Source organism: Azospirillum rugosum (assembly GCF_017876155.1).
Classification (GTDB): domain Bacteria; phylum Pseudomonadota; class Alphaproteobacteria; order Azospirillales; family Azospirillaceae; genus Azospirillum; species Azospirillum rugosum.
Window position 1 is genome coordinate 41,501 of sequence record NZ_JAGINP010000028.1, and the last position, 22,615, is coordinate 64,115.

At 69.2% G+C, this 22,615-nt stretch carries 22 protein-coding genes; 4 read left to right on the top strand and 18 right to left on the bottom strand.

Annotation, left to right across the window (positions count from 1 at the left end):
- Positions 1–29 precede the first annotated feature (29 nt).
- Both J2851_RS29695 and J2851_RS29700 read left to right on the top strand, forming a co-directional pair.
- Positions 30–800 (top strand): GntR family transcriptional regulator, encoded by a 771-nt coding sequence (locus tag J2851_RS29695; RefSeq protein WP_209770987.1) that lies wholly within the window; start codon positions 30–32, stop codon positions 798–800.
- 342 nt (positions 801–1,142) lie between these two features.
- Positions 1,143–2,186, top strand: a complete 1,044-nt coding sequence (locus J2851_RS29700; protein WP_209770990.1) for a bile acid:sodium symporter family protein — start codon at positions 1,143–1,145, stop codon at positions 2,184–2,186.
- A gap of 3 nt (positions 2,187–2,189) precedes the next feature.
- Here the strand turns inward: J2851_RS29700 and J2851_RS29705 are convergent, their stop codons facing one another.
- From J2851_RS29705 to J2851_RS29765, 13 genes are all read right to left on the bottom strand, one after another.
- Positions 2,190–3,341, bottom strand: coding sequence for a M24 family metallopeptidase (locus tag J2851_RS29705; RefSeq protein ID WP_209770993.1), 1,152 nt, complete (start codon positions 3,339–3,341; stop codon positions 2,190–2,192).
- Positions 3,342–3,464: 123 nt separating this feature from the next.
- Positions 3,465–4,265, bottom strand: a complete 801-nt coding sequence (locus tag J2851_RS29710; protein WP_209770996.1) for a TetR/AcrR family transcriptional regulator — start codon at positions 4,263–4,265, stop codon at positions 3,465–3,467.
- 55 nt (positions 4,266–4,320) lie between these two features.
- Positions 4,321–4,935 (bottom strand): isochorismatase family protein, encoded by a 615-nt coding sequence (locus J2851_RS29715; protein WP_209770999.1) that lies wholly within the window; start codon positions 4,933–4,935, stop codon positions 4,321–4,323.
- Entirely contained in the window at positions 4,932–5,978 is a 1,047-nt protein-coding gene (locus J2851_RS29720; RefSeq protein ID WP_209771001.1) for a 2,5-dihydroxypyridine 5,6-dioxygenase NicX family protein, read from the bottom strand. The genes J2851_RS29715 and J2851_RS29720 overlap by 4 nt, the downstream gene beginning before the upstream one ends.
- 28 nt (positions 5,979–6,006) lie before the next feature.
- Complete coding sequence (locus tag J2851_RS29725) at positions 6,007–6,813, bottom strand: alpha/beta hydrolase (protein ID WP_209771004.1); 807 nt, start codon at positions 6,811–6,813, stop codon at positions 6,007–6,009.
- 14 nt (positions 6,814–6,827) lie between these two features.
- Complete coding sequence (locus J2851_RS29730; RefSeq protein WP_281416106.1) at positions 6,828–7,583, bottom strand: maleate cis-trans isomerase family protein; 756 nt, start codon at positions 7,581–7,583, stop codon at positions 6,828–6,830.
- A 208-nt stretch (positions 7,584–7,791) separates the two neighbouring features.
- Positions 7,792–9,015 carry an FAD-dependent monooxygenase gene (locus tag J2851_RS29735; protein WP_307419813.1) on the bottom strand — a complete coding sequence of 408 codons (1,224 nt, stop codon included), beginning with the start codon at positions 9,013–9,015 and terminating at the stop codon, positions 7,792–7,794.
- A gap of 87 nt (positions 9,016–9,102) precedes the next feature.
- Positions 9,103–9,858 (bottom strand): ABC transporter ATP-binding protein, encoded by a 756-nt coding sequence (locus tag J2851_RS29740; RefSeq protein ID WP_246501021.1) that lies wholly within the window; start codon positions 9,856–9,858, stop codon positions 9,103–9,105.
- On the bottom strand, positions 9,855–10,655 hold the full coding sequence (locus J2851_RS29745; protein WP_209771006.1) for an ABC transporter ATP-binding protein: 801 nt from the start codon (positions 10,653–10,655) through the stop codon (positions 9,855–9,857). Before J2851_RS29745 ends, J2851_RS29740 begins: the two co-directional genes overlap by 4 nt.
- Positions 10,652–11,611 carry a branched-chain amino acid ABC transporter permease gene (locus tag J2851_RS29750; protein ID WP_209771008.1) on the bottom strand — a complete coding sequence of 320 codons (960 nt, stop codon included), beginning with the start codon at positions 11,609–11,611 and terminating at the stop codon, positions 10,652–10,654. Before J2851_RS29750 ends, J2851_RS29745 begins: the two co-directional genes overlap by 4 nt.
- Position 11,612: 1 nt before the next feature.
- Entirely contained in the window at positions 11,613–12,491 is an 879-nt protein-coding gene (locus J2851_RS29755; RefSeq protein ID WP_246501022.1) for a branched-chain amino acid ABC transporter permease, read from the bottom strand.
- A gap of 75 nt (positions 12,492–12,566) precedes the next feature.
- Positions 12,567–13,703, bottom strand: a complete 1,137-nt coding sequence (locus J2851_RS29760) for an ABC transporter substrate-binding protein (RefSeq protein WP_209771010.1) — start codon at positions 13,701–13,703, stop codon at positions 12,567–12,569.
- A 481-nt stretch (positions 13,704–14,184) separates the two neighbouring features.
- A complete protein-coding gene (locus tag J2851_RS29765; RefSeq protein ID WP_211114482.1) occupies positions 14,185–15,591 on the bottom strand; it encodes an amidase in 1,407 nt (468 codons plus the stop codon).
- Between the two features lie 67 nt (positions 15,592–15,658).
- Between J2851_RS29765 and J2851_RS29770 the strand changes: the two genes are divergently transcribed.
- Entirely contained in the window at positions 15,659–16,015 is a 357-nt protein-coding gene (locus J2851_RS29770; RefSeq protein ID WP_209771012.1) for a hydroxyisourate hydrolase, read from the top strand.
- Positions 16,016–16,018: 3 nt separating this feature from the next.
- Here the strand turns inward: J2851_RS29770 and J2851_RS29775 are convergent, their stop codons facing one another.
- The 4 genes from J2851_RS29775 to J2851_RS29790 all read right to left on the bottom strand — a co-directional run bounded on the left by J2851_RS29775 (position 16,019) and on the right by J2851_RS29790 (position 20,120).
- Positions 16,019–16,834 (bottom strand): ABC transporter permease, encoded by an 816-nt coding sequence (locus J2851_RS29775; protein ID WP_209771014.1) that lies wholly within the window; start codon positions 16,832–16,834, stop codon positions 16,019–16,021.
- Positions 16,827–17,705: an ABC transporter permease gene (locus J2851_RS29780; RefSeq protein WP_209771018.1), complete on the bottom strand. Its 879-nt coding sequence runs from the start codon at positions 17,703–17,705 to the stop codon at positions 16,827–16,829. Before J2851_RS29780 ends, J2851_RS29775 begins: the two co-directional genes overlap by 8 nt.
- Before the next feature lie 166 nt (positions 17,706–17,871).
- Positions 17,872–18,918, bottom strand: a complete 1,047-nt coding sequence (locus J2851_RS29785) for an ABC transporter substrate-binding protein (protein ID WP_209771020.1) — start codon at positions 18,916–18,918, stop codon at positions 17,872–17,874.
- Positions 18,919–18,962: 44 nt separating this feature from the next.
- Positions 18,963–20,120 carry an ABC transporter ATP-binding protein gene (locus J2851_RS29790; protein ID WP_209771022.1) on the bottom strand — a complete coding sequence of 386 codons (1,158 nt, stop codon included), beginning with the start codon at positions 20,118–20,120 and terminating at the stop codon, positions 18,963–18,965.
- Between the two features lie 330 nt (positions 20,121–20,450).
- Between J2851_RS29790 and J2851_RS29795 the strand changes: the two genes are divergently transcribed.
- A complete protein-coding gene (locus J2851_RS29795) occupies positions 20,451–21,869 on the top strand; it encodes an amidase (RefSeq protein WP_209771024.1) in 1,419 nt (472 codons plus the stop codon).
- Positions 21,870–21,901: 32 nt separating this feature from the next.
- On the opposite strand, the gene J2851_RS29800 is transcribed toward J2851_RS29795, so the two are convergent.
- Positions 21,902–22,606, bottom strand: coding sequence for an SDR family oxidoreductase (locus J2851_RS29800; protein ID WP_209771026.1), 705 nt, complete (start codon positions 22,604–22,606; stop codon positions 21,902–21,904).
- Between the last annotated feature and the right edge of the window lie 9 nt (positions 22,607–22,615).

Consider the following 22,615-nt stretch of genomic DNA (forward strand, 5'->3'; position numbering starts at 1 on the left):
TTGTCAATCGTCAAGTTTTGAGCAACAAAATGACCGATAATGAGGCGGCGGTGCCGAAAAAGCAGGCAAGTGGCCAGATTGAGCTTCCGGTGCCGCTGTACGAGCATGTGAAGCGGCGCATGGCGGAGGCCATCCTGCTGGGCGAATGGCCGCCGGGCATGGTGCTGCCGGGCGAGGTGGCGCTGGCCGCGGAATATGGCGTCGCGGTGGGCACGATGCGCCGCGCGCTGGCCGACCTGACCGCCGACGGCATGCTGATGCGTCGGCGCAAGACCGGCACCATCGTCACCGGCCGCACGCCGCAGCACAGCCTGCGCTTCTTCTTCCAGTACTACCGGATGCACGGCCCCGACGGCCGTCTGCTGACGTCGGAGGCGGAGGTGACCCGCCTTGCGATTGAGCCGGCAACATCCGCCGAGGCGCTGCTGTTCGGGGAGGCGGAGGGGGAACCGCTGCTCCGCATCGAGCGCGTGCGCCGGGTGGACGGCCGGGCGGTGATGCGGTCGCGCATGGCGCTGGTCGCCCGTCGCCTGCCGAACTTCCCGATGGAGCCGGCCGAGGTGCCGCAGCGCCTGTACATCCACCTGCTCGACGCCTACGGCATCCGCATCTCCGCGGTGCGGGAACAGGTGTCCGCCGGCCTCGCCACCGACGATGACCGCGCCGTCCTGGGCCTTCCCGACCCGTCCGCCCTGCTGGTCATCGACGAGGAGGCGTTCGATCAGGCCGGAACGCTGACCATCATCGGCCACCACCGGACGCTGGCCGACAACCACCGCTACGTCAACGAGGTGCGGTGAGAGGCTGTGAGTCTTCAGGCGAGACCCCCCACCGTCATCCCCGCGAAGGCGGGGATCCAGAAAACTCCGCTGCTCAGCGACTGATGTGCCCTGGATTCCCGCCTTCGCGGGAATGACGGTGGAAGGGTGTTGGCACGTTGAAGAAATTGTTTTCCGGTAACGGGCATATCTAACAGTCTCGCCACTGTGAATACAGTAATACGCATCACTGAAAGTCAGAAAGTCGAACAAAATCAAGCCTGCCATGCAAGTGGAGCCCTGCCCGGCGGGTCCGCGGACGCTTCCATTTGCGGCGGTGCAGCGTTAAATCCGTTGTTCCGCTTCCGCTTGAAGGCCGTTCCGATGATCCGTTTGCCTCGCCTGAACCTCGACGGCTTTACGATGGCGCTGGCGGCGACGGTCGGGCTCGCGACGCTGCTCCCCGTGCAGGGCGAGGCGGCGGAGGGGATGCATTGGCTGGCGGGCGGTGCCATCGCGCTGCTGTTCTTCCTGCACGGCGCCCGCCTGCCGCGCGAGGAGGTGATCGCCGGCATCGCCCATTGGCGGCTGCACCTGCTGATCCTGTCCCTGACCTACGTCGCCTTCCCGCTGATCGGCTGGCTGGTGGTGGCGACGATGCCGGCCAGCCTGCTGCCGCCCGCGCTGGCGATGGGCGTGCAGTTCCTCTGCCTGCTGCCCTCCACAGTGCAATCCTCCATCGCCTTCACCTCGATGGCGCGCGGCAACGTGGCGGCGGCGGTGTGCAGCTCCACCCTGTCCAACATCGGCGGCATCCTGGTGACGCCGCTGCTGGTCGCGCTGTTCCTGAAGGTGCAGGGGGCCGGGCTGTCGCTCGACACGATCGGGACCATCGCGGCGCAGCTGCTGCTACCCTTCGTCCTTGGCCAGCTGCTGCGCCCCTGGGTCGGCGGCTGGGCGGCGCGGCACAAGACGCTGCTGAAGTTCACCGACCGCGGGTCGATCCTGCTGGTCGTCTATCTGGCCTTCAGCGAGGCGGTGGCGAACGGGCTGTGGCATCAGGTGCCGCCGCAGTCGCTGGCCGTGCTGCTGGCGATCGACTGCATCATCCTGGCGGTTTTCCTGGGCGGCAGCACGTTGCTCACCCGGCGTCTCGGCTTCTCGAAGGCGGACGAGACCGCGATCGTCTTCTGCGGGTCGAAGAAGTCGCTGGTCAGCGGCGTGCCGATGGCCGGGGTGCTGTTCTCCCCGGCCACGGCGGGGCTGGTGCTGCTGCCGGTGATGCTGTTCCACCAGATCCAGCTGATGGCCTGCGCCGTCCTCGCCCGCCGCTACGCCGACGCGGCCGAGGCCCTGGATCCGGAGCCCGCGGAACCGGCCCCGCAGGCGCGGATCGCCGCCACCGCCCAGCCGCTGGGCCGGACCTAAAAACTACGCCACGAACAGGCACCGGGCGGTCTGCGTCAGCCGCTCGGCGCCATGGTCGGTGACCAGGATCGTCTCGCTGAAGGCGATGCCCCAGGCCGACACGTACATGTGGAAGGTCATGCCCGTCTCCAGTACCCAGTCGGAGGTCGGCAGGAAGACGCGCGTGAAGTCGCTGGTGCGCGGCGTCGAGGGCGGGTAGTGGCCCAGCGTGTAGCCGGTGACGTTGACGTAGCTGTCGCGCAGACCCGCGCCGAGGATCCCCTCGCGGGCGATGGCGTCGACCTCCCGCGCCCGGGTGCCCGGCCGCATCGCGGCGAACTGCGCGTCCTGGATGCGGATCAACGTTTCGGCGGTGTGCCGCTGCTCGTCGGTCGGCGCGCCGATGGCCGCCGGGCGCATCAGGCGGGCGCCGTAGCCGTTGACGGTGGGGATCAGCTCCAGGTGCAGGATCTCCCCGGCGCTCATCGCCCGGCTGTGCAGGTGGCCGTGCAGGAAGCCCAGCCCAGTCCCGGCGGTGATCGGCCCGGCGCGCCCGGTGTCGGCGCCCAGCCGGACGAAGGCGTGGCTGGCCGCGGCGGCGGCGTCGCGCTCGCTCTTGCCCACGCCCGCCACGGCGATGGCCTCGGCCATGGCGAGGTCGGCGATGGAGGCCGCCTTGCGGATGTAGGCGATCTCCGTCACCGACTTGCGCGCCCGCAGCACGTCCAGGACGCCCGAGAAATCAACGAAGCGGGCATCCGGCAGGGCCGCCTGGAGCGCGCGGAAGCGGCGCACCGTCATGCAGTAGGAATCCTCGTCCAGCCCGAGGCGCGCGCCGGCCCAGCCGTTCCGCCGCAGCGTGTCCGCCAGCACCGCGACCGGGTCCTCCCAGTCGGCGAAGGCGACGTGGCGCGTCAGCCAGGTGTGTTCCTGGAAGGGGGCGACGTCGATGGCGCGCAGCACCATCACCGGCTCGGCATCCAGCGGCACGAGGCAGGCGCGGTGCATGGTCTCCGACGGGCCGAAGCCGGTCAGGTAGGACAGGAACTCCGTCTGGTCGACGAGCAGGACATCGACGCCGCGCGCCTGCATCTGCGCGCGCACCGCCGTCAGACGCGATTCATACTCGGCGGTCGTGAAGAGGAGCGAGGTCGGCTCCGCGTTGGCTCGGGGCATTCTCGGCTTTCGACGATGGGTTTTGATGCGGGAAATGGCATGGCGCGGGCGGGGAAGGGCATGCCCACGCGCTACGGCCGCAGCGCGCGGCCGGCCGCATCGTCGAACAGGATGTCCGCCGGATCAAGCGGTTGTTGCGCCGGCCTTTGTGACCTTGGGCTTCCGCTTCTTCGGTGCCGCCGGCTTGGGCGGGCTTTCCGGCACGGTCGGGGCGGGGGCCACCATGCCCGCGGTGACGAAGCTGCTGATGGCCGTCATGATCTCCTCCGGGTCGTCCGGGTTGCAGACGCCGCGGGCCATCTCCTCCAGCCGGTGGGTGTCGGAGAAGGCGTAGAGATAGGCGCCGATCATCAGCGTGATGCGCCAGTAGACGTCGCGTTCCGACAGGTGCGGCAAAGCCTCGCGCAGCGCGTCGGCGTAGGCGCGGGTGGACTCGTCGTAGGCCTGGTTGCGCAGCTTGTAGGAGATTTCCGGCGGTTCGGTGTGCAGGCGGGCGTGCAGCCGCATGAAGGTGCGTCCGCCGTCCGTCTCCCGCATCGACAGGGCCGGCCTCAGGAAGGCGTGGACGATGTCCGGGACCGACAGCGGCTTTCCGGAGCGGCGCAGCGCGTCCAGCCGCTGGAGGCGGTCGTCGGCGATCTGCCGGCCGCGCCGCAGGAAGACCTCCTCGAACAGGCCGTTCTTGGAGCCGAAGTAATAGTTGATCAGCGCCTGGGTGACGTTGGCCCGCTCCGCGACGTTGCGCAGGCTGGTGCCGGCGTAGCCGAGTGCCGCGAACTCCACCTCCGCCGCGTCGAGGATCGCGTCGCGCACGTGGCTGGTGCCTTCCGGCCGGCCGGGACCGGCCCGCCGCCGCGGCGCCCCCTCGGAGGGGGCGTCGGAGGAGGACGGGTCGTCCCGGGATGTGGTCTTCGCCTGGCTCATTCTCAACGCTGCGTCTCTTCCCAATCCCTCACCATACCACCGTCCCCCGCGCGGCTCACAGCGCGAGGATGCGCTCTGCCGGAACGACGTCGCCGTATTTCTGGGCGATGTCGAACAGGTTGGCCTCGTGCGGGCCGATGGCCCGGTCGCCGACGCAGTCCGCCATGATCACTGGCCGGAAGCCGTGGCACATGGCGTCCACGACGCTGGCCCGCACGCAGCCGCTGGTCGTCGCACCGGCGATGAGAAGTGTCTCGACGCCGCGCTGAGTCAACCAGGGCGCCAGCCCGGTGCCGAAGAAGGCGGACGGGACGGTCTTGCGGACCACCAGTTCGCCCTCCACCGGCGTCAGCTCCGGCACGATGGCGCTGATGGCCGCGTGCTCGGTCAGCGTCTGCATGCCCGGCACCTTGATCGAGAAGATGTTCCCGTCGGAACCGTCATCGGCGTAGACGATCCGGCTGTGCGCCACCTTCCAGCCGCGCTTGCGCGCCTTGGCCAGGACCTCTTTCGTGCGTGCGATGGCCGGCGGGATGTTGCCGCCGCCGAACACCGCCGGGTCGGCGAAGCCGTTGACGAAATCGACGATCAGCAAGCCGATCTGCCCCTGGATGCCCAGCGACCGGCCGAAGCCCTGGCGCTCGTAGACCTGCGTTTCTGCGGTGCTCATGCCGGTTCCTTCTGGGCGAGAATCTTGCCGTCGCGCACGACCTCGCGGCCGTCCAGCGCCACGGTGCAGTTGCGCATGGGGATGTCGATGTGGCAGGCGGTGACGCGCGATCCGCCGGCCTCGTTGTTGGGGCCGAGCGAGAACAGGAAGTTCCCGGCGAAGGCGCGGGCGTCCATGCCCAGCGTCTGCTCCCGGTCGTAGAGGCCGAGCGTCGACCAGCGCGCGCGGGCCTGCGTTCCCCAGCCGACGTGGGAGATGGCGTAGGCCTCCGGGTCGTCGAAGGCGTCCATGTAGTCGTTCAGCAGGTCGGCGTCCAAGCCGCCGGTGATGGCGGTGACGAAGCCGTTCTCCACCGTCATCTCGATCTGCGAGGTCAGGTAGGACTTCATCGGCAGCAGGATGTCCCCCCGGTCCAGCACGATGCGGCCGCTCGCCTTGCCCTCGTTGGGGAAGGTGAAGCTGAAGCCGCTCGGCCAGTGGTCCCAACGGCCGGGCTCGTCCACGAAGCCGTATTCCTGGACGACCGGGAACTCCCCGATGGGCAGGCGCAGGTCGGTGCCGGCCTTGGAGGTGACGCGCATCTCCTTCGCGGCCTTCAGGAGTGCTGCGGCCTCGCCGACGGTCGCCTTGTCCTCCAGGCTGGGGAGCAGGCGGACCAGCACCTCCGGCGGTTCGACGGCCAGCAGGATCTTCGTGCCGCTCTCCAGGATCTCCATCTGCTCCGGCGAGAAGAGCAGGGTCATCAGGTCCAGGACGAGGTCGCTTTCCTTCAGCGCCGCCATGGCGGCGCGGTTGCCGGTCAGCGGCGTGGTGCCGAGATAGGCGAGGCTGTCGCGGCTGTGGGCGAACTCCGCGTTCACCGGCGGCAGGTCCAGCCGGTTGACCCGCGCGCCCAGGTTCCCGGCGGCGATCAAGGCGGTGCGCAGGGTCTGCGGGTGGGTGCTGTCGCTGGTCAGCACAGTCACCACGTCCTGCGGCTTCAGCTTGGAGAGGGTCAGGACATGGGTCCAGGCGCGGACCATGTCGGCGTCGCTGACGGCCATGGGTGCTCCCTTTCTGTATGCGGTCAGGTCAAACCGGGGTGCCGAGGAAATCGCCGAAGGCGCGGTAGAAGCCCTCTTCGTCGTCCCACGGGATCATGTGCCCGGCACCCGCCACGCGGACGGTGCGGATGGCGGGCTGGAGGTCGCGGATCTCCGCCTCGTCCTCCGGCAGGATCACGGTGGCGCCGCCGGCGATCATCAGCAGCGACGGGCAGGTCAGCCGTGGGAAGTCGGCGTGAATGTCGTCGGTCTGGAAGGCCTCGAAGGCGGTGACGATGGCCCGCTCGTCGCAGGTGTGCAGCCACTCCGCGCGCAGGCGCAGCTGCTCGTCGGTCCAGGTCGGGCAGAAGGGCCGCATGGCCTCCAGGTCGGCCCCCTTGGTCATCAGGCGGATGGAGTCCACGTACCAGGGCAGCTGCGCCGGATAGGGGCGGCGGTCGGGGCCGGACACGGGGGGATCGACCATCACCAGCCGGGCCGGCGTGGCGCCGTGCCGGCTGACCGCGCGCAGGCCGATGCGGGCGCCCATGCTGTGGCCGACCAGCGCGTAATCCCGGAGGCCCAGCGCCTCGGCGAAGGCCGCGACGTCGGCGGCCATGGCGTCCAGGCCGTAGTCGAGCGTGTCCGACGCTTCCGACAGGCCGCGGCCGCGGACGTCCAGCACGTAGGTGTCGAAGTTGCGGCCGAACCGCTCCCCCACGAAGCCCCAGGTGACGGCCGGGCTGGTGATGCCCGGCACGATGATGACGGGGCGGCCTTTCCCACCATAGCGCAGGTAATGCTGGCGGATGCCGTTGGCGCGGACGTTGGCGCCGTACCGGTAGGTGCTGGTCATGGTCGGACCCTTCCTCAGTAGGCGCCGGAGAGCAGCGCGCCGGCGCCCGGCACGACCGTCTTCAGGTCGAGCGCCTTCAGCATGGCGTAGGTCGTGGCGACCGCCGCGGTGACCACCGGCTTGCCGGTCATCGCTTCCACCTGCGGGATGGCGGGCAGCGACGGCATCTGCACGCAGGCCGACAGGACGACCGCGTCCACGTTGGACGTCTCCATGCCGGCGACGATCTGCGGCAGGCGGGCCGGATCGTGGCGGCCGACCTCCAGGTTGTCGGGGATCTCCAGCGCGCGCCAGTCCACGACCTGCACGCCTTCATGCTCGATGTAATCGACGACGAGCTGGGTCAGCGGCTTCATGTAGGGGGCGACCAGCGCGATGCGCTTCGCCCCGATAACGTGCAGCGCGTCGACCAGCGCGCCGGCGCTGGTGATGACCGGGGCGGCGCCGCCATTCTCCACCGTGCGGGAATGCAGCCGCTCCTGCGAGACGCGGTGGTAGCCCTTGCCTATGGACATGATCGCGACGAGGCAGGCGTAGCCCAGCACGTCCACGCGGGCGTCGGACAGCTCCAGGGCGCAGCGGTCGGACTCCGCGTCCATGGCCGCCAGCTCCTCCTTCTTCACCGTCTTCATCCGCATGCGGCTGGAATGGAAGGTGAAGCGCGTGCCGTGCGCCAGCGCGTGCGCGGTCAGCATCGCCGGGATCTCCGTCTCCATGGTCGTGTTGGAGCTGGGGACGATCTGGCCGATGCGGTGGGTCTTGATGGTCATGGTTGATCTTCTTCGATCGGGTTGCGGCTGGCCGGGAAGGTGTCGCAAGGGTTGGGATTCACAACAAAGACACAAAGTCACAAAGAATTTCACAAAGGACTTTTCGAGCGCTCGGATTGTCCAAACAAAGCCGAGTTCTTTGTGATCTTCTTTGTGTCCTTTGTGTCTTTGTGGTGAAAATCCTTCGCAATGCCTAAGGTCGGCGAACTTAAGCGGCCAGTTCGGGCTTGGCGGCGACGTTGGGGCGGAAGGCGCGGGCGTCGTACTGGTAGACCCAGTTGGCCTGGATGCCGGTGGCCTGCGGGTTGAACAGGCCGCGCACCCAATAGACGAAGTCGCGCTTGGCCTGGGCGAGCGGGGAGGGCAGGTGGTAGGTCCGGCCGCGCTCCCGCGCTTCCAACTGCACGCGGCTGGTGCGCGGCAGGCGCTCCGCCTCGTAGTCGCGCAGCGCCGAGGCCACGTCGCGGCCGTGGCCCTTCAGGGATTCGGCCAGCACATAGGCGTCCTCGATCGCCATGGCGGCGCCCTGCGACAGGAAGGGCAGCATGGGGTGGGCGGCGTCGCCCATCAGCGTCACGCGGCCCTTGGACCAGGTCTGCATCGGGTCGCGGTCGAACAGGCCCCACTTGTAGACCTGATCCACCCTTTGGAAGAGCGTCTCCACGTTGCGGTGCCAGCCGCGGAAGGCGTTCAGCATCTCCTCCTTGCTGCTGGGGGCGTTCCAGGACTCCTCCACCCACTCCTTCGTCTCGGCCACCGCGACGATGTTCACGGCCTTGCCGCCGCGCACGTAATAGGTCACGACGTGGCTGTGCGGGCCGAACCAGAAGGAGCTGTCGGGGCTGACGAAGTCCACCACACCGTCGACCGGCACCACGGCGCGGTAGCACATGTGGCCGGTGAAGCGCGGCGCCTCCTCCCCGAACAGGGCGGAGCGGACGACGGAGCGCACGCCGTCGGCGCCGACGATCAGGTCGGCCTCGAACTCGCTGCCGTCGCTGAAGGTGGCGACGGCGGTGTCCTTCTCCTGCCGGATGCCGGTGCCGCTGACTCCGAAGGTCGCCACGGACTCAGGGACCAGCGTCGCCAGGATGGCGTGCAGGTCGGCGCGGTGGATGTGGATGAAGGGCGCGTCGTACAGCACCGGGCAGGTGTCGATCAGCGGCGTCCGGAAGCTCTCCCGCGCGGTCTTCCAGTTGCGGCCGACCAGCGCCTTGGGCAGGAATCCGGCCTTCAGCATCGGGTCGAGCAGGCCCAGCGACTTGATGACCTTCACGGCGTTGGGGGTCATCTGGATGCCGGCGCCGATCTCGCCGAAGCCCGGCGCGCGCTCGAACAGGCGCACCTCGAAGCCGCGCTGGAGCAGGCTGCCCGCAAGCGCCACGCCGCCGATGCCGCCGCCGACGATGCCGATACGCAGTGTCTTTCGCACTCTTGCCTCCTGAACTCGGACTGCGGCCGAATTTAATCGGCCGATTGTTTAATTGATGGGGCTCGCGGGGGCTGCGCCGTCGCCCACTCAGCCGCCCAGATAGGCCCGCAGCAGGTCGGGGTCGTCGCGCAGCTCCGCCGCCGGGCGGCTGGCCGCGATGCGGCCGGTCTTCACCACATAGGCGCGGCTGGCCACGCTCAGCGCGTTGTGGATGTTCTGCTCGACCAGCAGCACGGTGACGCCGTGGGCGTTGATGCTGCGGACCACGTCGAACACCTCGTCGGCCATCTTCGGGCTGAGGCCGAGGCTCGGCTCGTCCAGCATCAGCAGCCGCGGCTCCGACATCAGCGCGCGGGCGATAGCGAGCATCTGCTGTTCGCCGCCGCTGAGCGTGCCGGCCAGCTGCTTCGCCCGTTCCCGCAGGCGCGGGAAGCGGTGGAAGGCCATGCCGGCGCGGCGCTGCACCTCGCTGCGCGAGCGGCAGAGATAGGCGCCCAGCATGATGTTCTCTTCGACCGTCATGTGCGGCCAGACGTGCCGCTCCTCCGGGCAATGGGCGATGCCGGCGGCGACGATGCGGTCCGGGGGCAGGTTCGCGATGGGCTTGCCGTCCCAGGTGATGCTGCCGGACCGCGCCTTCAGGATGCCGGAAATGGCGCGCAGCGTCGTGCTCTTGCCGGCACCGTTTGCGCCGATCAGGGCAACCGTCTCGCCGGCCCGGACGTCGAGCGACACGCCGTGCAGCGCCGCCGTGCTGCCGTAGGAGACGTGCAGGCCGTCCACCGTCAGCACGGTGGGGGCGTCCGCAGCCATGACGGCGGGGGATTCGGACAGGAGCGTCATGCCGCCGCCTTTCCGAGATAGGCTTCCGCCACCTCCCGGTTCTCCAGGATGTCCGTGGGCTTGCCCTCGGCCAGCTTGCGGCCGAAGTTCAGGACGACGATGCGGTCGGACACGGACATGACCAGTTCCATGTTGTGCTCCACGATCAGCAGCGCGTCGATGCTGCGGCCGACCAGCGTCTTCAGAACCGCGCCGAAGGTCGTCGCCTCGTGGCTGTTCAGGCCGGCGGCCGGCTCGTCCAGCATCAGCAGGCTCGGCTTGGCGGCCAGGGCCACGGCGACCTCCAGCAGGCGCAGCTCGCCGCAGGACAGCAGGCTGGCGGGAGCGTTCATGCGGTGGGACAGGCCCATCGTCTCGACGATCTCCGCGGCACTCTCCCGCGCCTCCCGCTCCGCCCGGCGGACCTTCTCGCCGGGGAAGAAGGTGGACAGAAGCGACTGGCGGCCGGCCATATAGTGGCCGGTCAGCACATTCTCGAAGACCGTCAGCCGCTTCATGACGTTGGTCTTCTGGAAGCTGCGCACGAGGCCGAGGCGCGCGATGGCGTGCGGCTTGCGGTTGGTGATGTCCTCGCCCTTGAACAGGACGCGGCCGTTGCTGGGCGAATAGAAGCCCGTCAGCATGTTGAAGCAGGTGGTCTTGCCGGCGCCGTTGGGGCCGATCAGGCCGACCGTCTCCCCGGCGTCGATGTGGAAGCTGAAGTCCTTCACCGCCATGATGCCGCCGAAGTTCATGCAGAGCGTGTCGGCGCGCAGCAGCGGGGACTTGCCGTTGGACTGGCCGGTGGGGGCGCTCATACGGTCCTCTCCTTCGTGGCGGCGCGGGGGGCGGGCTTGGCGCCCTGCTGCTCGCGGCGCTGCGCGATGAAGCCCATCAGCCCGTTGGGCAGGAACAGGACGACCGCCATGACGATCAGCCCGAACAGGGTGAGGCGGAGTTCCTGCATCTCGCGCAGGTATTCCTCCAGCAGGGTCACGATGACGGCGCCGGCGATGGGGCCGATCAGCGTGCCCTTGCCGCCCAGCAGCACCATGATGATCATCGTCACCATGAAGGGGAACCGGAACACCTCCGGCCCGACGAAGGAGATGTAGTGGGCGTAGAAGCCGCCGGCCAAGCCGGCCAGGAAGGCGCCCAGCACGAAGGCCTGCATGGCCGTGCCGAAGGGATCGACGCCGATGGACTGCGCCACGTAGCGGTTCTCCCGCACCGCGACCGCCGCCCGGCCCGTGTTGGAATGGACGAAGCGGAAAGCGAGGTAGAGCGCCACCGCCGTCAGGCCCAGCACGATGTAGAAGAAGGTGCCCTTGTTGGTGATGCCGAACTGGTCGATGCCCGCAAGGCCCATCGGGCCGTTGGTCACGGCGATCCAGTTGTTGGCGACGATGCGTAGCACCTCCGCGAAGGACAGCGTGACGATCACGAAGTAGGGGCCCTGAAGGCGCAGCGTGATCGCGCCGATGCCGAAGCCGAAGAGTGCGGAGATCAGGCCGGCCAGCGGGATCGTCGCCCACATCGGCAGGCCGAGCTGCGTGGACAGCAGGGCGGCGGTGTAGGCGCCGGCCCCCAGGAAGGCGGTGTGGCCCAGCGAGAATTCGCCGACATAGCCGACCACCAGGTTCAGGCTGGTCGCCAGGATGGCGTAGAACAGCGCCATGACGCCCAGGTGCAGAAGATACTGGTCCGTCACCAGCGCCGGCAGCAGGGCCGCGGCGGCCAGGAAGGCCAGAAGGACGTTTCGTTCCAGGGTCATGTCACGCCCTCTCCGCGCGGATGGAGAAGAGGCCCTGCGGCCGGAACAGAAGGATCAGGATGACCAGGACGAAGCCGACGACGTCCACCATGCCGGTGGCGACGTAGCCGCCCCAGAAAGCCTCCGCGATGCCCAGCAGCAGGCCGCCCGCGATGGCGCCGGCGAAGCTGCCCATGCCGCCGAGGATCACCACGACGAAGCTCTTCAGGCTGATCAGCCCGCCGACCGAGGCCTGGGCGGAGTAGATGGAGCCCAGCAGCATCCCCGACAGCGCCGCCAGCGTGCAGCCGAGCGCGAAGGTCGCGGCGTAGACGTTGCCCGTGCGGATGCCGGCGAGGCTGGCCGCCATCGGGTCCTGGAAGGTGGCGCGCATGGCCGCCCCCAGCCGCGTCTTGCGGATGATCAGGTGGGCGCCGGCGATCAGCGCGATGCCCACACCCACGGCGATCAGCCGCAGCTTGGTGACGGCGATCGGGCCGAAGAACAGCGGCCCTTCCGCGACGGCGCCGGCCACCTTCATGGGGGCGGGGCCGACCACCAGCAGGGTGGCGTTGACCAGGAAGATCGACAGCCCGATGGTCAGCAGGATGCCCGGCTCCTCGCCCTGGCCGCGCACGCGTTCGATCAGGAAACGGTCCACGAGCCAGCCGAACGCCGCCATCGCCACCGCGACCAGCGCGAGGCCGGAGAAGAAATCAAGCCCGAGGTAGGAGGTGACGAACCAGCCCGTCACCCCGCCCAGCATGTAGAACTCGCCATGGGCGAAGTTGACCACGCGCATCAGGCCGAAGATCAGCGTCAGACCCAGGGCGGACAGGGCGTAGAACACGCCCATGACCACCCCGTTGGTCAGAAACTGCAGAAAGAGATCCAGATCCATGGCGGTCTCGCGAATGCTTGGCGTGGATCGTCAGGTGTGCGGGGAGGCTCCGATGCGGAGACCTCCCGCAAACGGTCAGTGCGGCGCGTCCACGGGGGTGGAGGCGATGACCTTCGGCTGCCCGCCCTCGATGCGGACCAGAACCGCGTCGAAACCGTAGGCCTGGCCCTTCTCCGTGAAGCGGTAGACGCCGTTCGGCGCCTCGTACTGCGTCTTGTAGAGGGCGGCGCGGATGGCCTCGGCGTCGGTGTTGCCGGCCCGCGCGATGGCCTGCGCGGTGATGTTCAGGGCGTTGTAGCCGGCGGCGCCGTACTTGCCCGGCTTGATGCGGTACTTCGCCTCGTAGCTCTTCACGAAGGTCTGGTTGCGCGGCGCATCCATGCTGGAGGCGTAGGGCACGGCGGCGTGGATGCCCTCTGCGGCGGAGCCGGTCAGGTTGATGAAGTCGGCCGTCGCCCAGGAGCCGACGCCGAACACCTTGGCGTCCAGGCCCATCTCGCGGATCTGCTTGACCAGGATGGAGCCGTCCTGCGTTTCCGCGGCGACGAAGACGCCGTCCGGCTTGGCCGCGCGCAGCTTGGTCAGCAGCGTGAAGAAGTCGGTGGTGCCATGGTCGAAATACTCGGTCAGGACGCTCTTCGCGCCCAGCGCCGACAGGTCGCGGGAGAATTCCTCCACGCCGCCGCGGCCCCAGTCGTCGTTGACGCCGATGTAGGCGACCTTGGTCAGCTTCAGGTCGTTCGCCAGGATCTTGGCGAAGGCCTTGGCCATCAGCGCGTCGGTCTCCGCGGCGCGGAAGAAGTAGGGATTGCCCTGCTCCGTCAGGCTGGCCTGCGAGGACACGCCGGTGACCAGCGGAATCTTGTACTTCTGCGCCACCGGCATGATCGCCGCGGTGGCGGAGCTGCAGAAGGCGCCGACGAGGGCCGCGACCTTGTCCTTCTGCACCAGCTTCTCGACGGCGTTCACCGAGTTGGCCGGCGTGCACTGGCCGTCCTCGATGACCAGCTCGATCTTCTTGCCGAGGATGCCGCCGGCGGCGTTCATCTCCTCAACCGCGAGCTTGGCGCCTTCCACGACGGACTTGCCGTTGTAGGCGACGGAGCCGGTCAGCGGCTCGACCATGCCGATCTTGATCGTGTCCTGCGCCTGCGCCGAAAGGGGCGCGGCGACGCCCGCCAACAGCAGGCTGCCCAATACGAGTCTCTTCATCTCTCCCTCCGCTTCGACGGTGGTTTTTCAACGGTTGCCATCGACGACTCCCCGCCCGATCCACGCCATCCGAAAGGCCGCGGTTGCGGCCCGGGAAGGGGGATCGGTGTCGTCCGCAGGTTCTGCGGTTGCCGTGTTTTATTATACGGCCAATTAATTATGGGGCGATGCTAACGGGGGCCTCGCGGCGCTGTCAATCGAATTTCCGACGGTCCTTGTTGGGCATTCGCCCGGGGGTAAGGCGTTGCTGCACTGCAAAGCGCGGGCCATGTCCGGGTGCGGTGCTGGGGTAAGCAGCCTCGGAAACCCGCATCCATCCATTGTCCATCGTCATCCCAGCGAAGGCTGGGATCCAGGGCATCCCGACCAGTGTCCGAGAAGCCCTGGATTCCCGCCTTCGCGGGAATGACGGTGAGTGACAGGATTCTTGCCGAAATCGGCGGCGAATGACGCGCTTCCAGGCAACGTGAACGAATTCTCGTCAACCCGCGCGCATCGGCGGCATTGCGCTCCAGCCGATCATCTCTTCCATGACGGCGGCCAGGGTCAGCACGCGGGCGTCGGACAGGCGCGGGCCGGCGATCTGCAGGCCGACCGGCAGCCCGCGGTCGTCCAGGCCGCAGGGGATGGAGCAGGCCGGCGCGTAGCAGTGGTTGAACAGCGGCGTGAACACCGCGTGGCCGCGCGGGCTGGCCGGGCGCCCCTCGATGGTCGCCGGGCCGAGCTGGTCGAGCGGCCAGGCGGTGACCGGCGTGGTCGGCGTGATCAGCAGGTCGAAGCGCGTGAAGAAGGCGGCGAGCGCGCGGTAGGCCTCCTCCCGCAGATGCAGGGCGCGGGCGACCTCGGCGCCGGTGGTGCCGAGGCCGGCCTCGATCTGGACGGCGATGTCCGGGTCGAACAGCTCCGGCTCCGCACGGAAGCGGTCGCCGTAGAGCGACGCCAGACCGGCGAACTGCAAGGCCATCAGGCCGGACTCGCCGGCCCCCTCCGGCCAGACGGGGTCGGCCTCCTCCACAGGAACGCCGGCATCTTCCAGGAGGCGCACCGCGCGCTCCACGCAACGGGCGACGTCCGGCTCCACCGCGAAGCCGAGGCCGAGGCGCGGGCTGTAGGCGACACGCAGGCCCGTGGGGTCGGGTTTGGAGGCCAGGTCGAGGAAGCGGCCTCGCACGGTGACCGACTGCGGATCGCGCGGATCGGGTCCGGCCAGCGCGTCCAGCATCAGCGCCACGTCGCCGACGGAGCGGGCCATCTGCCCGACGACCGAGTTGCCGAACACCGGCTCCGCGAAGCCGATGGGGTGCGGCACCACGCCGGCCGACGGCTTCATGCCCACCACCCCGACATGCGCGGCCGGCCGGCGCGTGGAGCCGCCCCCGTCGGTGGTCAGCGCCAGCGGCGACAGGCCGGCCGCAACCGCGCTGGCCGCCCCGCCGGACGAGCCGCCGGGTGTCAGCTCCGGGTTCCAGGGGTTGCGGGTGGGGCCGTGCAGCAGGTTGGTGGTGACGCCCTTGCAAGCGAATTCCGAACAGTTGGTGATGCCGGCGAAGACAGCCCCCGCGGCGCGCAGCCGGGCGACCGCCACGGCGTCCTGCGGCGCCACGAAGTCGGCGAACAGGCGGGAGCCCTGGGTGGCCGGTCGGCCGCCGACCCAGATGTTGTCCTTCACCGTGAAGGGGACGCCCAGCAGGGGCAGCGCCTCCCCCCGTGCGGCGCGGGCGTCGGCCGCCGCCGCCTCGGCGCGCCCGGCCTCCGGCTCGAGGTGGACGAAGGCGTTCAGGCGTGGGTTCTCCGCGGCAATGCGCTCCATCAGCGCGTCGAAGAGGGCGACGGCGCTCAACTCGCCGGCGGCGACATGCTCGGCGATCCGGCGTGCGCTCAGCTGCATGATGTGGACTTGACCTCTTCTGGAAGCCGGGTGTTCATGACGGCACACGACAACAGGGGACGGTGCGATGGCCGGCGGAATTTCGGTGCATGCGGTGGACGTGGCGCGCGGCGTGCCGGCGCAGGGGATGCGGGTGGAGCTGTTCGCCCTTCGCGACGGCGGGCGGGCGCTGCTCGCCGAGGGTGTGCTGGGCGCCAACGGCGCGCTCGACCATCCGGTGACAGCGGGGCAGGGCGTGACCGCCGGCGCCTTCGAGGCGGTGTTCCACATCGGCGATTACCAGCGCGCGGCCGGCGTGGCGGTCGGGTCCCCGGCCTTCCTGGAGGAGGTGCCCTTCCGCTTCACCGTCACCGACGTGGACCAGCATTATCACCTGCCGCTGAAGTTCACCCCCTGGGGTTTCTCGCTGTTCCGCGGGGCGTGATCCTCAACGAAGCTGGCGCGACAGGCCGGCGACCCGCTCCATCACCACCATGGCGAAGACGGTGACGACGATCAGCACGCCCGACACCGCGGCGGCGCGGACGTCCAGGCTGTTCTCCAGGATCTGCCACATGCGGATGGGCAGCACCTCGTTGCGGGCGTCGGCCATGAACAGCGACACGGGGATGTTGTCGAAGCTGGACATGAAGGCGATGAAGGCCCCCGCCCCGATGCCGTTGCGGATCGTCGGCAGCGTCACCCGGCGGAAGGTGTAGAGGCGCCCGGCCCCCAGGCTTTCGGAGCTTTCCAGCAGCGCGGGGTCGAGCTGCGCAAGGCTCGCCAGCGTGGTGCGCAGCACGTAGGGCACGCTGACCACGATGTGCCCGACCGCCAGCGTCAGGAAGGACAGCTCGATCCCCGCCGTGCTGAAGAACATCAGCGACGCCAGGCCGAAGGCGAGCGCCGGCAGCACCAGCGGCGACATGAACAGCGCGTCCAGCCCGCGCGCCCAGCCCTTGCGGCTGCGCCCGATGGCGAGCGCCGCGGCAGTGCCCAGCACAACCGACACCCCGGTCACCACGACGCCGAGCTGGAGGCTGGTCAGCGCCGCGTCCTGGAGCTGCCACGCATCCAGCAGCGACACGTACCAGCGCAGGCTGTAGGACGGCGGCGGGAACTTCAGCGAATAGCCGTCGGTGAAGGAGGTCACCAGCACGACCAGCGTGGGTGCCGCCAGCAGCAAAAGCGCCGCGGTGGACAGCGTGCCCATGACGAGCCCGAAGGAGAAGGTGCCCCAGGTCGGGCGGCGCGGATCAGGCATGGATGTACCCCTTGCTGGCGCGGCCGAGCAGGTTCAGCAGCATCACCACCCCCAGCACCGACACCATGAAGACCATGGAGATCGCCGCGGCGAAGGGCCAATTGTGCAGCGTGATCGTCTGCTGGTAGATGTATTGCGGCATGAACAGCAGCTGGCCGCCGCCGACCAGCGACTGCGTGATGAAGGCGGTGACCGACGCCGCGTAGGTCAGCAGGCAGCCGGCGACGATCCCCGGCAGGCTGAGCGGCAGCGTCACCTTGAAGAAGGTCCGCCACGGCCCCGCCCCCAGCGCCGAGGAGGCGTCGAGCAGGTTGGGGTCCAGCCGCGTCAGGGTGGTGATCAGCGGCAGCACCATCAGCGGCATCTGCACCTGCACCAGCGCCGCAACCAGCCCGTTCTCCGTATAGAGCAGGCGCAGCGGCGTCTCGGCCAGTCCCAGCGTTAGCAGCAGGTTGTTGACGATGCCGTCGCGCCCCAGGATGACCACCCAGGCAAAGGTGCGCACCACGACCGAGGTCAGCAGCGGCAGGATGACCACCAGGATCAGCGCCGACTGCATCCGCGGCCCGCTGCGCGTGTAGAGCCAGGCCAGCGGATAGCCGAACAGCAGGGTCAGCACCGTGACCTTGACGCCCAGGAACAGGGTGCTGCCCAGCACCTTCCAATTGAAGGCGTCGCCGAAGAACTTGGCGTACTGGTCCAGTCCGAAGCGCGTCATCTCGCTGTCGGCGAACAGGCTGACGACGACCAGAAGCAGCAGCGGCGTGACGAAGAACACCGCGAAGAAGGCGGTCAACGGCAGCGCCAGGGTCCATTCCAGCCCCGCGAGGGGCTTGGCCGGGGCAACTGTGTCGGCGGTGCTGGCGACCATGGGCGGGAGTCCGTGGGGGTGTAGGTGTCTGGGGAAAGTGCGGGCGCTGGGCCCCCACCCAACCCTCCCCCACCTTCGGCGGGGGAGGGCTTTGAGGGATGCGGGGCGGAGTTCCCTCCCCCGTCGAAGATGGGGGAGGGTTAGGGTGGGGGCCCGGATCGACCCCTTAAACCTTGATTTCCTTATTGAACCGCTCGATCCAGGCGGCGCGGTTCTTGTTGATGATCGACCAGTCGTGGAAGACGAAGGAGGCCTTCAGCTCCTCCTGGTCCTTGGCGATCATCCGGGCGATGTCGCCCTCCATCTTTACCTTGCTGTTGGTCGGGATGACGAAGAAGGGCGCCTGCATCAGCTTGGTCTGCACCTCCGGCGCCATGGCGGAGTCGATCAGCGCCGCCGCCAGCGGGCCGTTGGGGGTGTTCTTGGCGATGTGCGCCGTCGTCAGGAAGGCGATGGTGCCGGTCTTCGGCTTGGCGAATTCCACCGGCACGCCGCGGGCGCGCAAGATCTGGATGGCGTTGAAGTTGCCGGGGGAGATGTCGATCTGCCCCTGCTGGAACAGGGTGGCGAGCGCGCCGGGGTTCGGGGCGACGGCACCCAGGTTCGGCTGAAGCTCCTTCAGCGCGGCGAAGGCCGGGTCGATGTTGTCCTCGCCGCCGCCGCGGGTCTTCGCCAGTTCCACCATGAAGGCGGTGCCGAGCGTGGAGTTCATGTTGGTGATGCCGACGCGGCCCTTGTACTCCGGCTTCCACAGGTCGTCCCAGCTGGTCGGCGGGGTCTTCACCTTCTCCGGGTTGTAGGTGATGCCGACGGCCTGGAAGAAGATGCCCGGCCCCTCCGGCAGCTGCGCCACCGGCAGCAGGTCCTTGTAGTTCTTGCTGCCGTCGGTCGGGAAGGGCGCGGTCAGCCCCTGGTCGATCAGGGTCAGGCGCGGCCCCGGATCCATCAGCATGACGTCGATCGGCGGGTTGTTCTTCGCCGCGGCGACCTTGGCGATCATGTCCACCGACAGCATCGGGTCGAGCGCGATGTCGGCGTTGCCGTTGGCCTTGCGGAAATGCGGGACGATCACCTCGCGGTGCGCTTCCTCCCAGCTGCCGGTGAAGGTGGCGAACACCAGCTTGCGCGCCTGCGCCCAGCTGAGGCCCGGAAACAGGTTCATGGCGCCCAGCGTGAGGCTCGCGGCCAGGATGTGACGGCGGTTGAGGGTCATGGGCGAAACACTCCGGAAGCGGAAGGAGGAGGGGAGGTCGGGATTCAGGCGGGCTGGGCGAAGACGCGGCAGGCCTGGGGGGAGACGGGGTGCAGGCGCACCGGTGTGCCGGCCGCGCGCAAGGGGGCGCCGGCCACGCGCGGCTCGGTCACCTTGACCTGCCCGCCGTCGGCGGTGCGCACCTCGTAGACCACGACAGGGCCGAGCGGCAGGGCCAGTTCCACCGTGCCGGGGATCTGCTGCGGCGCCGGCTCCGCGGCGAGCCGCAGGTTCTCCGGCCGCACGCACAGCACGGCGGGGTCGCCCGCCGACAGAGCGGTGTCGAAGGTGCCGGCGCTCAGCACCGCGCCGGCGTCGAGCGCCACCTCGGCGGTTCCTGCGGCGTTGCGCATGATGCGCCCCTTCAGCTGGTTGGCGCTGCCGACGAAGCTGTTGACGAACAGGCTGGCCGGGCGGTCGTAGACCTCCTCCGGCGTGCCGAACTGCTCCAGCCGGCCGCGGCTCAGCACGGCGATGCGGTCGGCCATGCTCAGCGCCTCCTCCTGGTCGTGGGTGACCATGATGGTGGTGATGCCGAAGCGGCGCTGGAGCTGTTTGATCTCGATCTGCATGTCGAGCCGCAGATTCTTGTCGAGTGCGGCGAAGGGCTCGTCCAGCAGCAGGATGCTCGGCTGGATCGCCAGCGCGCGGGCCAGCGCCACGCGCTGCTGCTGGCCGCCCGACAGCTGCTTGGGGAAACGGTCGCGCATGGCGTCGAGCTTTACGAGATCCAGCATCGCCTCCACCCTAGCCCGCACCGCGTCGCGGGGCGTGCCGCGCGCCTCCAGCCCGTAGGCGACGTTCTGCGCCACGGTCATGTGCGGAAACAGCGCGTAGTTCTGGAACACGATGCCGATGCCGCGGCCGGCCGGGGGCAGGCTGTCCACCACGCGGTCGCCGATCACCACGCGGCCCAGAGTCTGCGTCTGGAAGCCGGCGAGGATGCGCAGCAGCGTGGTCTTGCCGCAGCCGGACGGCCCCAGCAAGGCCACCATCTCGCCGGCCTTGATCTCCAGCGTGACGTCGTTGACGGCGGTGGAGGTGCCGAAGCGGTGGGTGATGCCGTCCAGCGTGACCGCCACGCCGCCCGGCGTCGCGGAAGTCTCGGTGCTGGGCGGCGGGGCCTTGCGGTGCTGGGAGCGGGCGAACTGAAGTGCGGCCATGTGCCATGTCCTGGTGGGGGGCGCCGGCCGGGAACCCCCGGCGGCGCATCGCCGTTTGCGGTGCGCCGACGTCAAAGGGAGCAAGCACCGTGCCAGCGCGGTGCCTCCTGGCATGGTGGGACCGGCAATAGGCTGCCTACTCCGGTATTCCCTTGGGGTGCCCTGTTGGGGAGGGGCGCGATGCTGGGCAGACTGCCTGCCGGCACTGCCCAAAAATTCATCGCTGCCTTGGCCTTGACCAGTCCGCACGGTGAGTGGGCAGCTCCGGCGTTCATCTGGCCCCTGGCTTGCTGTCGGTCCAGCATCGCTTTCTCGAGGATTCGCCTTTTCATGACCGACAGCAACGACGCCCTGACCCGCCTGAGCGCCGCCGAGATGGCGGAGGGCGTGCGCCGCCGGCGCTTCCGCGCGCGCGACCTCGTCGCGGCGAGCCTGGAGCGCATCGCGCGGCTGGATAGCACGCTGAAGTCCTTCATCACCCTGGCGCCGGAGGCGGCGCTGGCCGCCGCGGAGGAGGCCGACCGGCGGGTGGAGGCGGGCGGGCCGCTGGGCCTGCTGCATGGCGTGCCGGTGGGGATCAAGGACCTGACGCCCACGGCGGGGCTGCGCACCACCTACGGCTCCACGCTCTACGCCGACTTCGTGCCGGACGCCGACGACCTCAGCGTCGCGCGGCTGAAGGCGGCCGGCGCCATCGTGCTGGGCAAGACCAACACGCCGGAATTCGGCTTCGGCGCCATCACCAGCAACGAGCTGTGCGGACCGACCGCCAACCCGCACAACGTGGGCATGACCAGCGGCGGGTCGAGCGGCGGCTCCGCGGCGGCAGTGGCGGCGGGGCTGGTGCCGCTGGCGCAGGGGACGGACTTCGGCGGGTCGGTGCGCACGCCGGCCAGCTTCTGCGGGGTGGTGGGGCTGCGGCCGACGCCCGGTCGCATCCCCAGCCCCGGTCGGGCGCTCGCCTGGGACGGGCTGGCGACGCAGGGCTTCCTGGCGCGCACGGTGGAGGACGCCGCCCTGGCGCTGGCGGTGGCGAGCGGGCCGGCGGCGCAGGACCCGACCTCCGTCCCGGTGCCGGCCTGGGCGATGCCGGACCTCGACGCGCTGGATCCCAAGACGCTGCGGGTCGCTTGGTCGACGGATTTGGGCTCGGCGCTGATCGACCTCGGGCTGGCGGATGTGTTCGAGGGGGTGATGCGCGGGCTGGAGGGGCGGTTCGGCGCCTTCACCGAGGCCAACCCCGATTGCCGCGACGCCAGCGAGGCGTTCGAAACGCTGCGCGCCGCACACATCCACCACACCTACGGCGCGACTCTGGAACAGGACGGCGACCGGCTGAGCCCGACCGTGGCCTGGAACATCGCCCGTGGGCGCAACCTGACCGCCGCCGACTATCTGCGGGCGGAGGCGCAGCGCAGCGCGCTCTACCGGCGCTTCGCCGCCTTCTTCCAGACGCACGACATCCTGATGACGCTGAGCGCCAGCGTCCTGCCCTTCCCCAACGCGCAGGGCGACGTGACGGGGATCAACGGCTTCCGGCTGCGCACGATCATCGACTATCTGGCGATCACCTACACGGTGTCGCTGATCGGCTTCCCCTGCCTGTCCATCCCCTGCGGCTGGACGGCCGACGGCCTCCCCATCGGCCTCCAACTGATCGCCAAGCCCTATGGGGAGGACACGCTGCTGCGCTGCGCCCGCTATCTGGAGCGGGAGCTGGGCTTCCGCCACCGCTGGCCGGCGCTCTGATCTCTCTCCCAGGGCGGGAGAGGGTTACGACATCAGATCGAACGGCCCAGTCCGCCGTCCACGCGGATGTTCTGGCCGGTGATGTAGCCCGCCCCCTTCGATGCCAGGAAGGCCACGGTCGCGGCGATCTCCTCGGCCGTGCCGTAGCGCTTCATCGGCACGCCCTGGCGGCGTTCCTCGGTCGCCGGCAGGCTGTCGATCCAGCCCGGCAGGACGTTGTTCATGCGGACGTTGTCGGCCGCGTACTGGTCGGCGAAGATCTTGGTGTAGGCAGCCAGTCCGGCCCGCGCCACGGCCGAGGTCGGGAACATGGCGGCCGGCTCGAAGGCCCAGGCGGTGGAGATGTTGACGATCGACCCCGCCTTCTGCGCCACCATAATCGGCGCCACGAGGCGGGTCGCCCGCACGACGTTGAGGAAATAGACCTCGATGCCCCGGTGCCAGTCCTCGTCGGTGATCTCCAGGATCGGCGCGCGCGGGCCGTGCCCGGCGCTGTTGACCAGCACGTCGATGCGGCCCCAGCGGGCCATCGTCTCGTCGACCAGCCGCTTCAGGTCGTCGTTGGACTGGTTCGACCCGGTCACGCCAATGCCGCCCAACTCCTTGGCCAGCGCCTCGCCCTTGCCCGATGACGACAGGATCGCGACCTTGAACCCGTCGGCGGCAAGCTTGCGCGCCGAGGCGGCACCCATGCCGCTGCCGCCCGCCGTCACGACGGCCACCTTATCACCCGACATTCCGCAACC

What these genes read in the sequence shown, in the direction of transcription:
- J2851_RS29770 (WP_209771012.1), top strand. Translation starts at nt 15,659, where the DNA reads ATGGCCGGCGGAATTTCGGTGCATGCGGTGGACGTGGCGCGCGGCGTG.
- J2851_RS29715 (WP_209770999.1), bottom strand. Translation starts at nt 4,935, where the DNA reads ATGAGCACCGCAGAAACGCAGGTCTACGAGCGCCAGGGCTTCGGCCGG.
- J2851_RS29720 (WP_209771001.1), bottom strand. Translation starts at nt 5,978, where the DNA reads ATGGCCGTCAGCGACGCCGACATGGTCCGCGCCTGGACCCATGTCCTG.
- J2851_RS29760 (WP_209771010.1), bottom strand. Translation starts at nt 13,703, where the DNA reads ATGAAGAGACTCGTATTGGGCAGCCTGCTGTTGGCGGGCGTCGCCGCG.
- J2851_RS29755 (WP_246501022.1), bottom strand. Translation starts at nt 12,491, where the DNA reads ATGGATCTGGATCTCTTTCTGCAGTTTCTGACCAACGGGGTGGTCATG.
- J2851_RS29705 (WP_209770993.1), bottom strand. Translation starts at nt 3,341, where the DNA reads ATGCCCCGAGCCAACGCGGAGCCGACCTCGCTCCTCTTCACGACCGCC.
- J2851_RS29800 (WP_209771026.1), bottom strand. Translation starts at nt 22,606, where the DNA reads ATGTCGGGTGATAAGGTGGCCGTCGTGACGGCGGGCGGCAGCGGCATG.
- J2851_RS29700 (WP_209770990.1), top strand. Translation starts at nt 1,143, where the DNA reads ATGATCCGTTTGCCTCGCCTGAACCTCGACGGCTTTACGATGGCGCTG.
- J2851_RS29750 (WP_209771008.1), bottom strand. Translation starts at nt 11,611, where the DNA reads ATGACCCTGGAACGAAACGTCCTTCTGGCCTTCCTGGCCGCCGCGGCC.
- J2851_RS29710 (WP_209770996.1), bottom strand. Translation starts at nt 4,265, where the DNA reads ATGAGCCAGGCGAAGACCACATCCCGGGACGACCCGTCCTCCTCCGAC.
- J2851_RS29745 (WP_209771006.1), bottom strand. Translation starts at nt 10,655, where the DNA reads ATGAGCGCCCCCACCGGCCAGTCCAACGGCAAGTCCCCGCTGCTGCGC.
- J2851_RS29725 (WP_209771004.1), bottom strand. Translation starts at nt 6,813, where the DNA reads ATGACCAGCACCTACCGGTACGGCGCCAACGTCCGCGCCAACGGCATC.
- J2851_RS29730 (WP_281416106.1), bottom strand. Translation starts at nt 7,583, where the DNA reads ATGACCATCAAGACCCACCGCATCGGCCAGATCGTCCCCAGCTCCAAC.
- J2851_RS29775 (WP_209771014.1), bottom strand. Translation starts at nt 16,834, where the DNA reads ATGCCTGATCCGCGCCGCCCGACCTGGGGCACCTTCTCCTTCGGGCTC.
- J2851_RS29695 (WP_209770987.1), top strand. Translation starts at nt 30, where the DNA reads ATGACCGATAATGAGGCGGCGGTGCCGAAAAAGCAGGCAAGTGGCCAG.
- J2851_RS29765 (WP_211114482.1), bottom strand. Translation starts at nt 15,591, where the DNA reads ATGCAGCTGAGCGCACGCCGGATCGCCGAGCATGTCGCCGCCGGCGAG.
- J2851_RS29780 (WP_209771018.1), bottom strand. Translation starts at nt 17,705, where the DNA reads ATGGTCGCCAGCACCGCCGACACAGTTGCCCCGGCCAAGCCCCTCGCG.
- J2851_RS29795 (WP_209771024.1), top strand. Translation starts at nt 20,451, where the DNA reads ATGACCGACAGCAACGACGCCCTGACCCGCCTGAGCGCCGCCGAGATG.
- J2851_RS29740 (WP_246501021.1), bottom strand. Translation starts at nt 9,858, where the DNA reads ATGACGCTCCTGTCCGAATCCCCCGCCGTCATGGCTGCGGACGCCCCC.
- J2851_RS29785 (WP_209771020.1), bottom strand. Translation starts at nt 18,918, where the DNA reads ATGACCCTCAACCGCCGTCACATCCTGGCCGCGAGCCTCACGCTGGGC.
- J2851_RS29790 (WP_209771022.1), bottom strand. Translation starts at nt 20,120, where the DNA reads ATGGCCGCACTTCAGTTCGCCCGCTCCCAGCACCGCAAGGCCCCGCCG.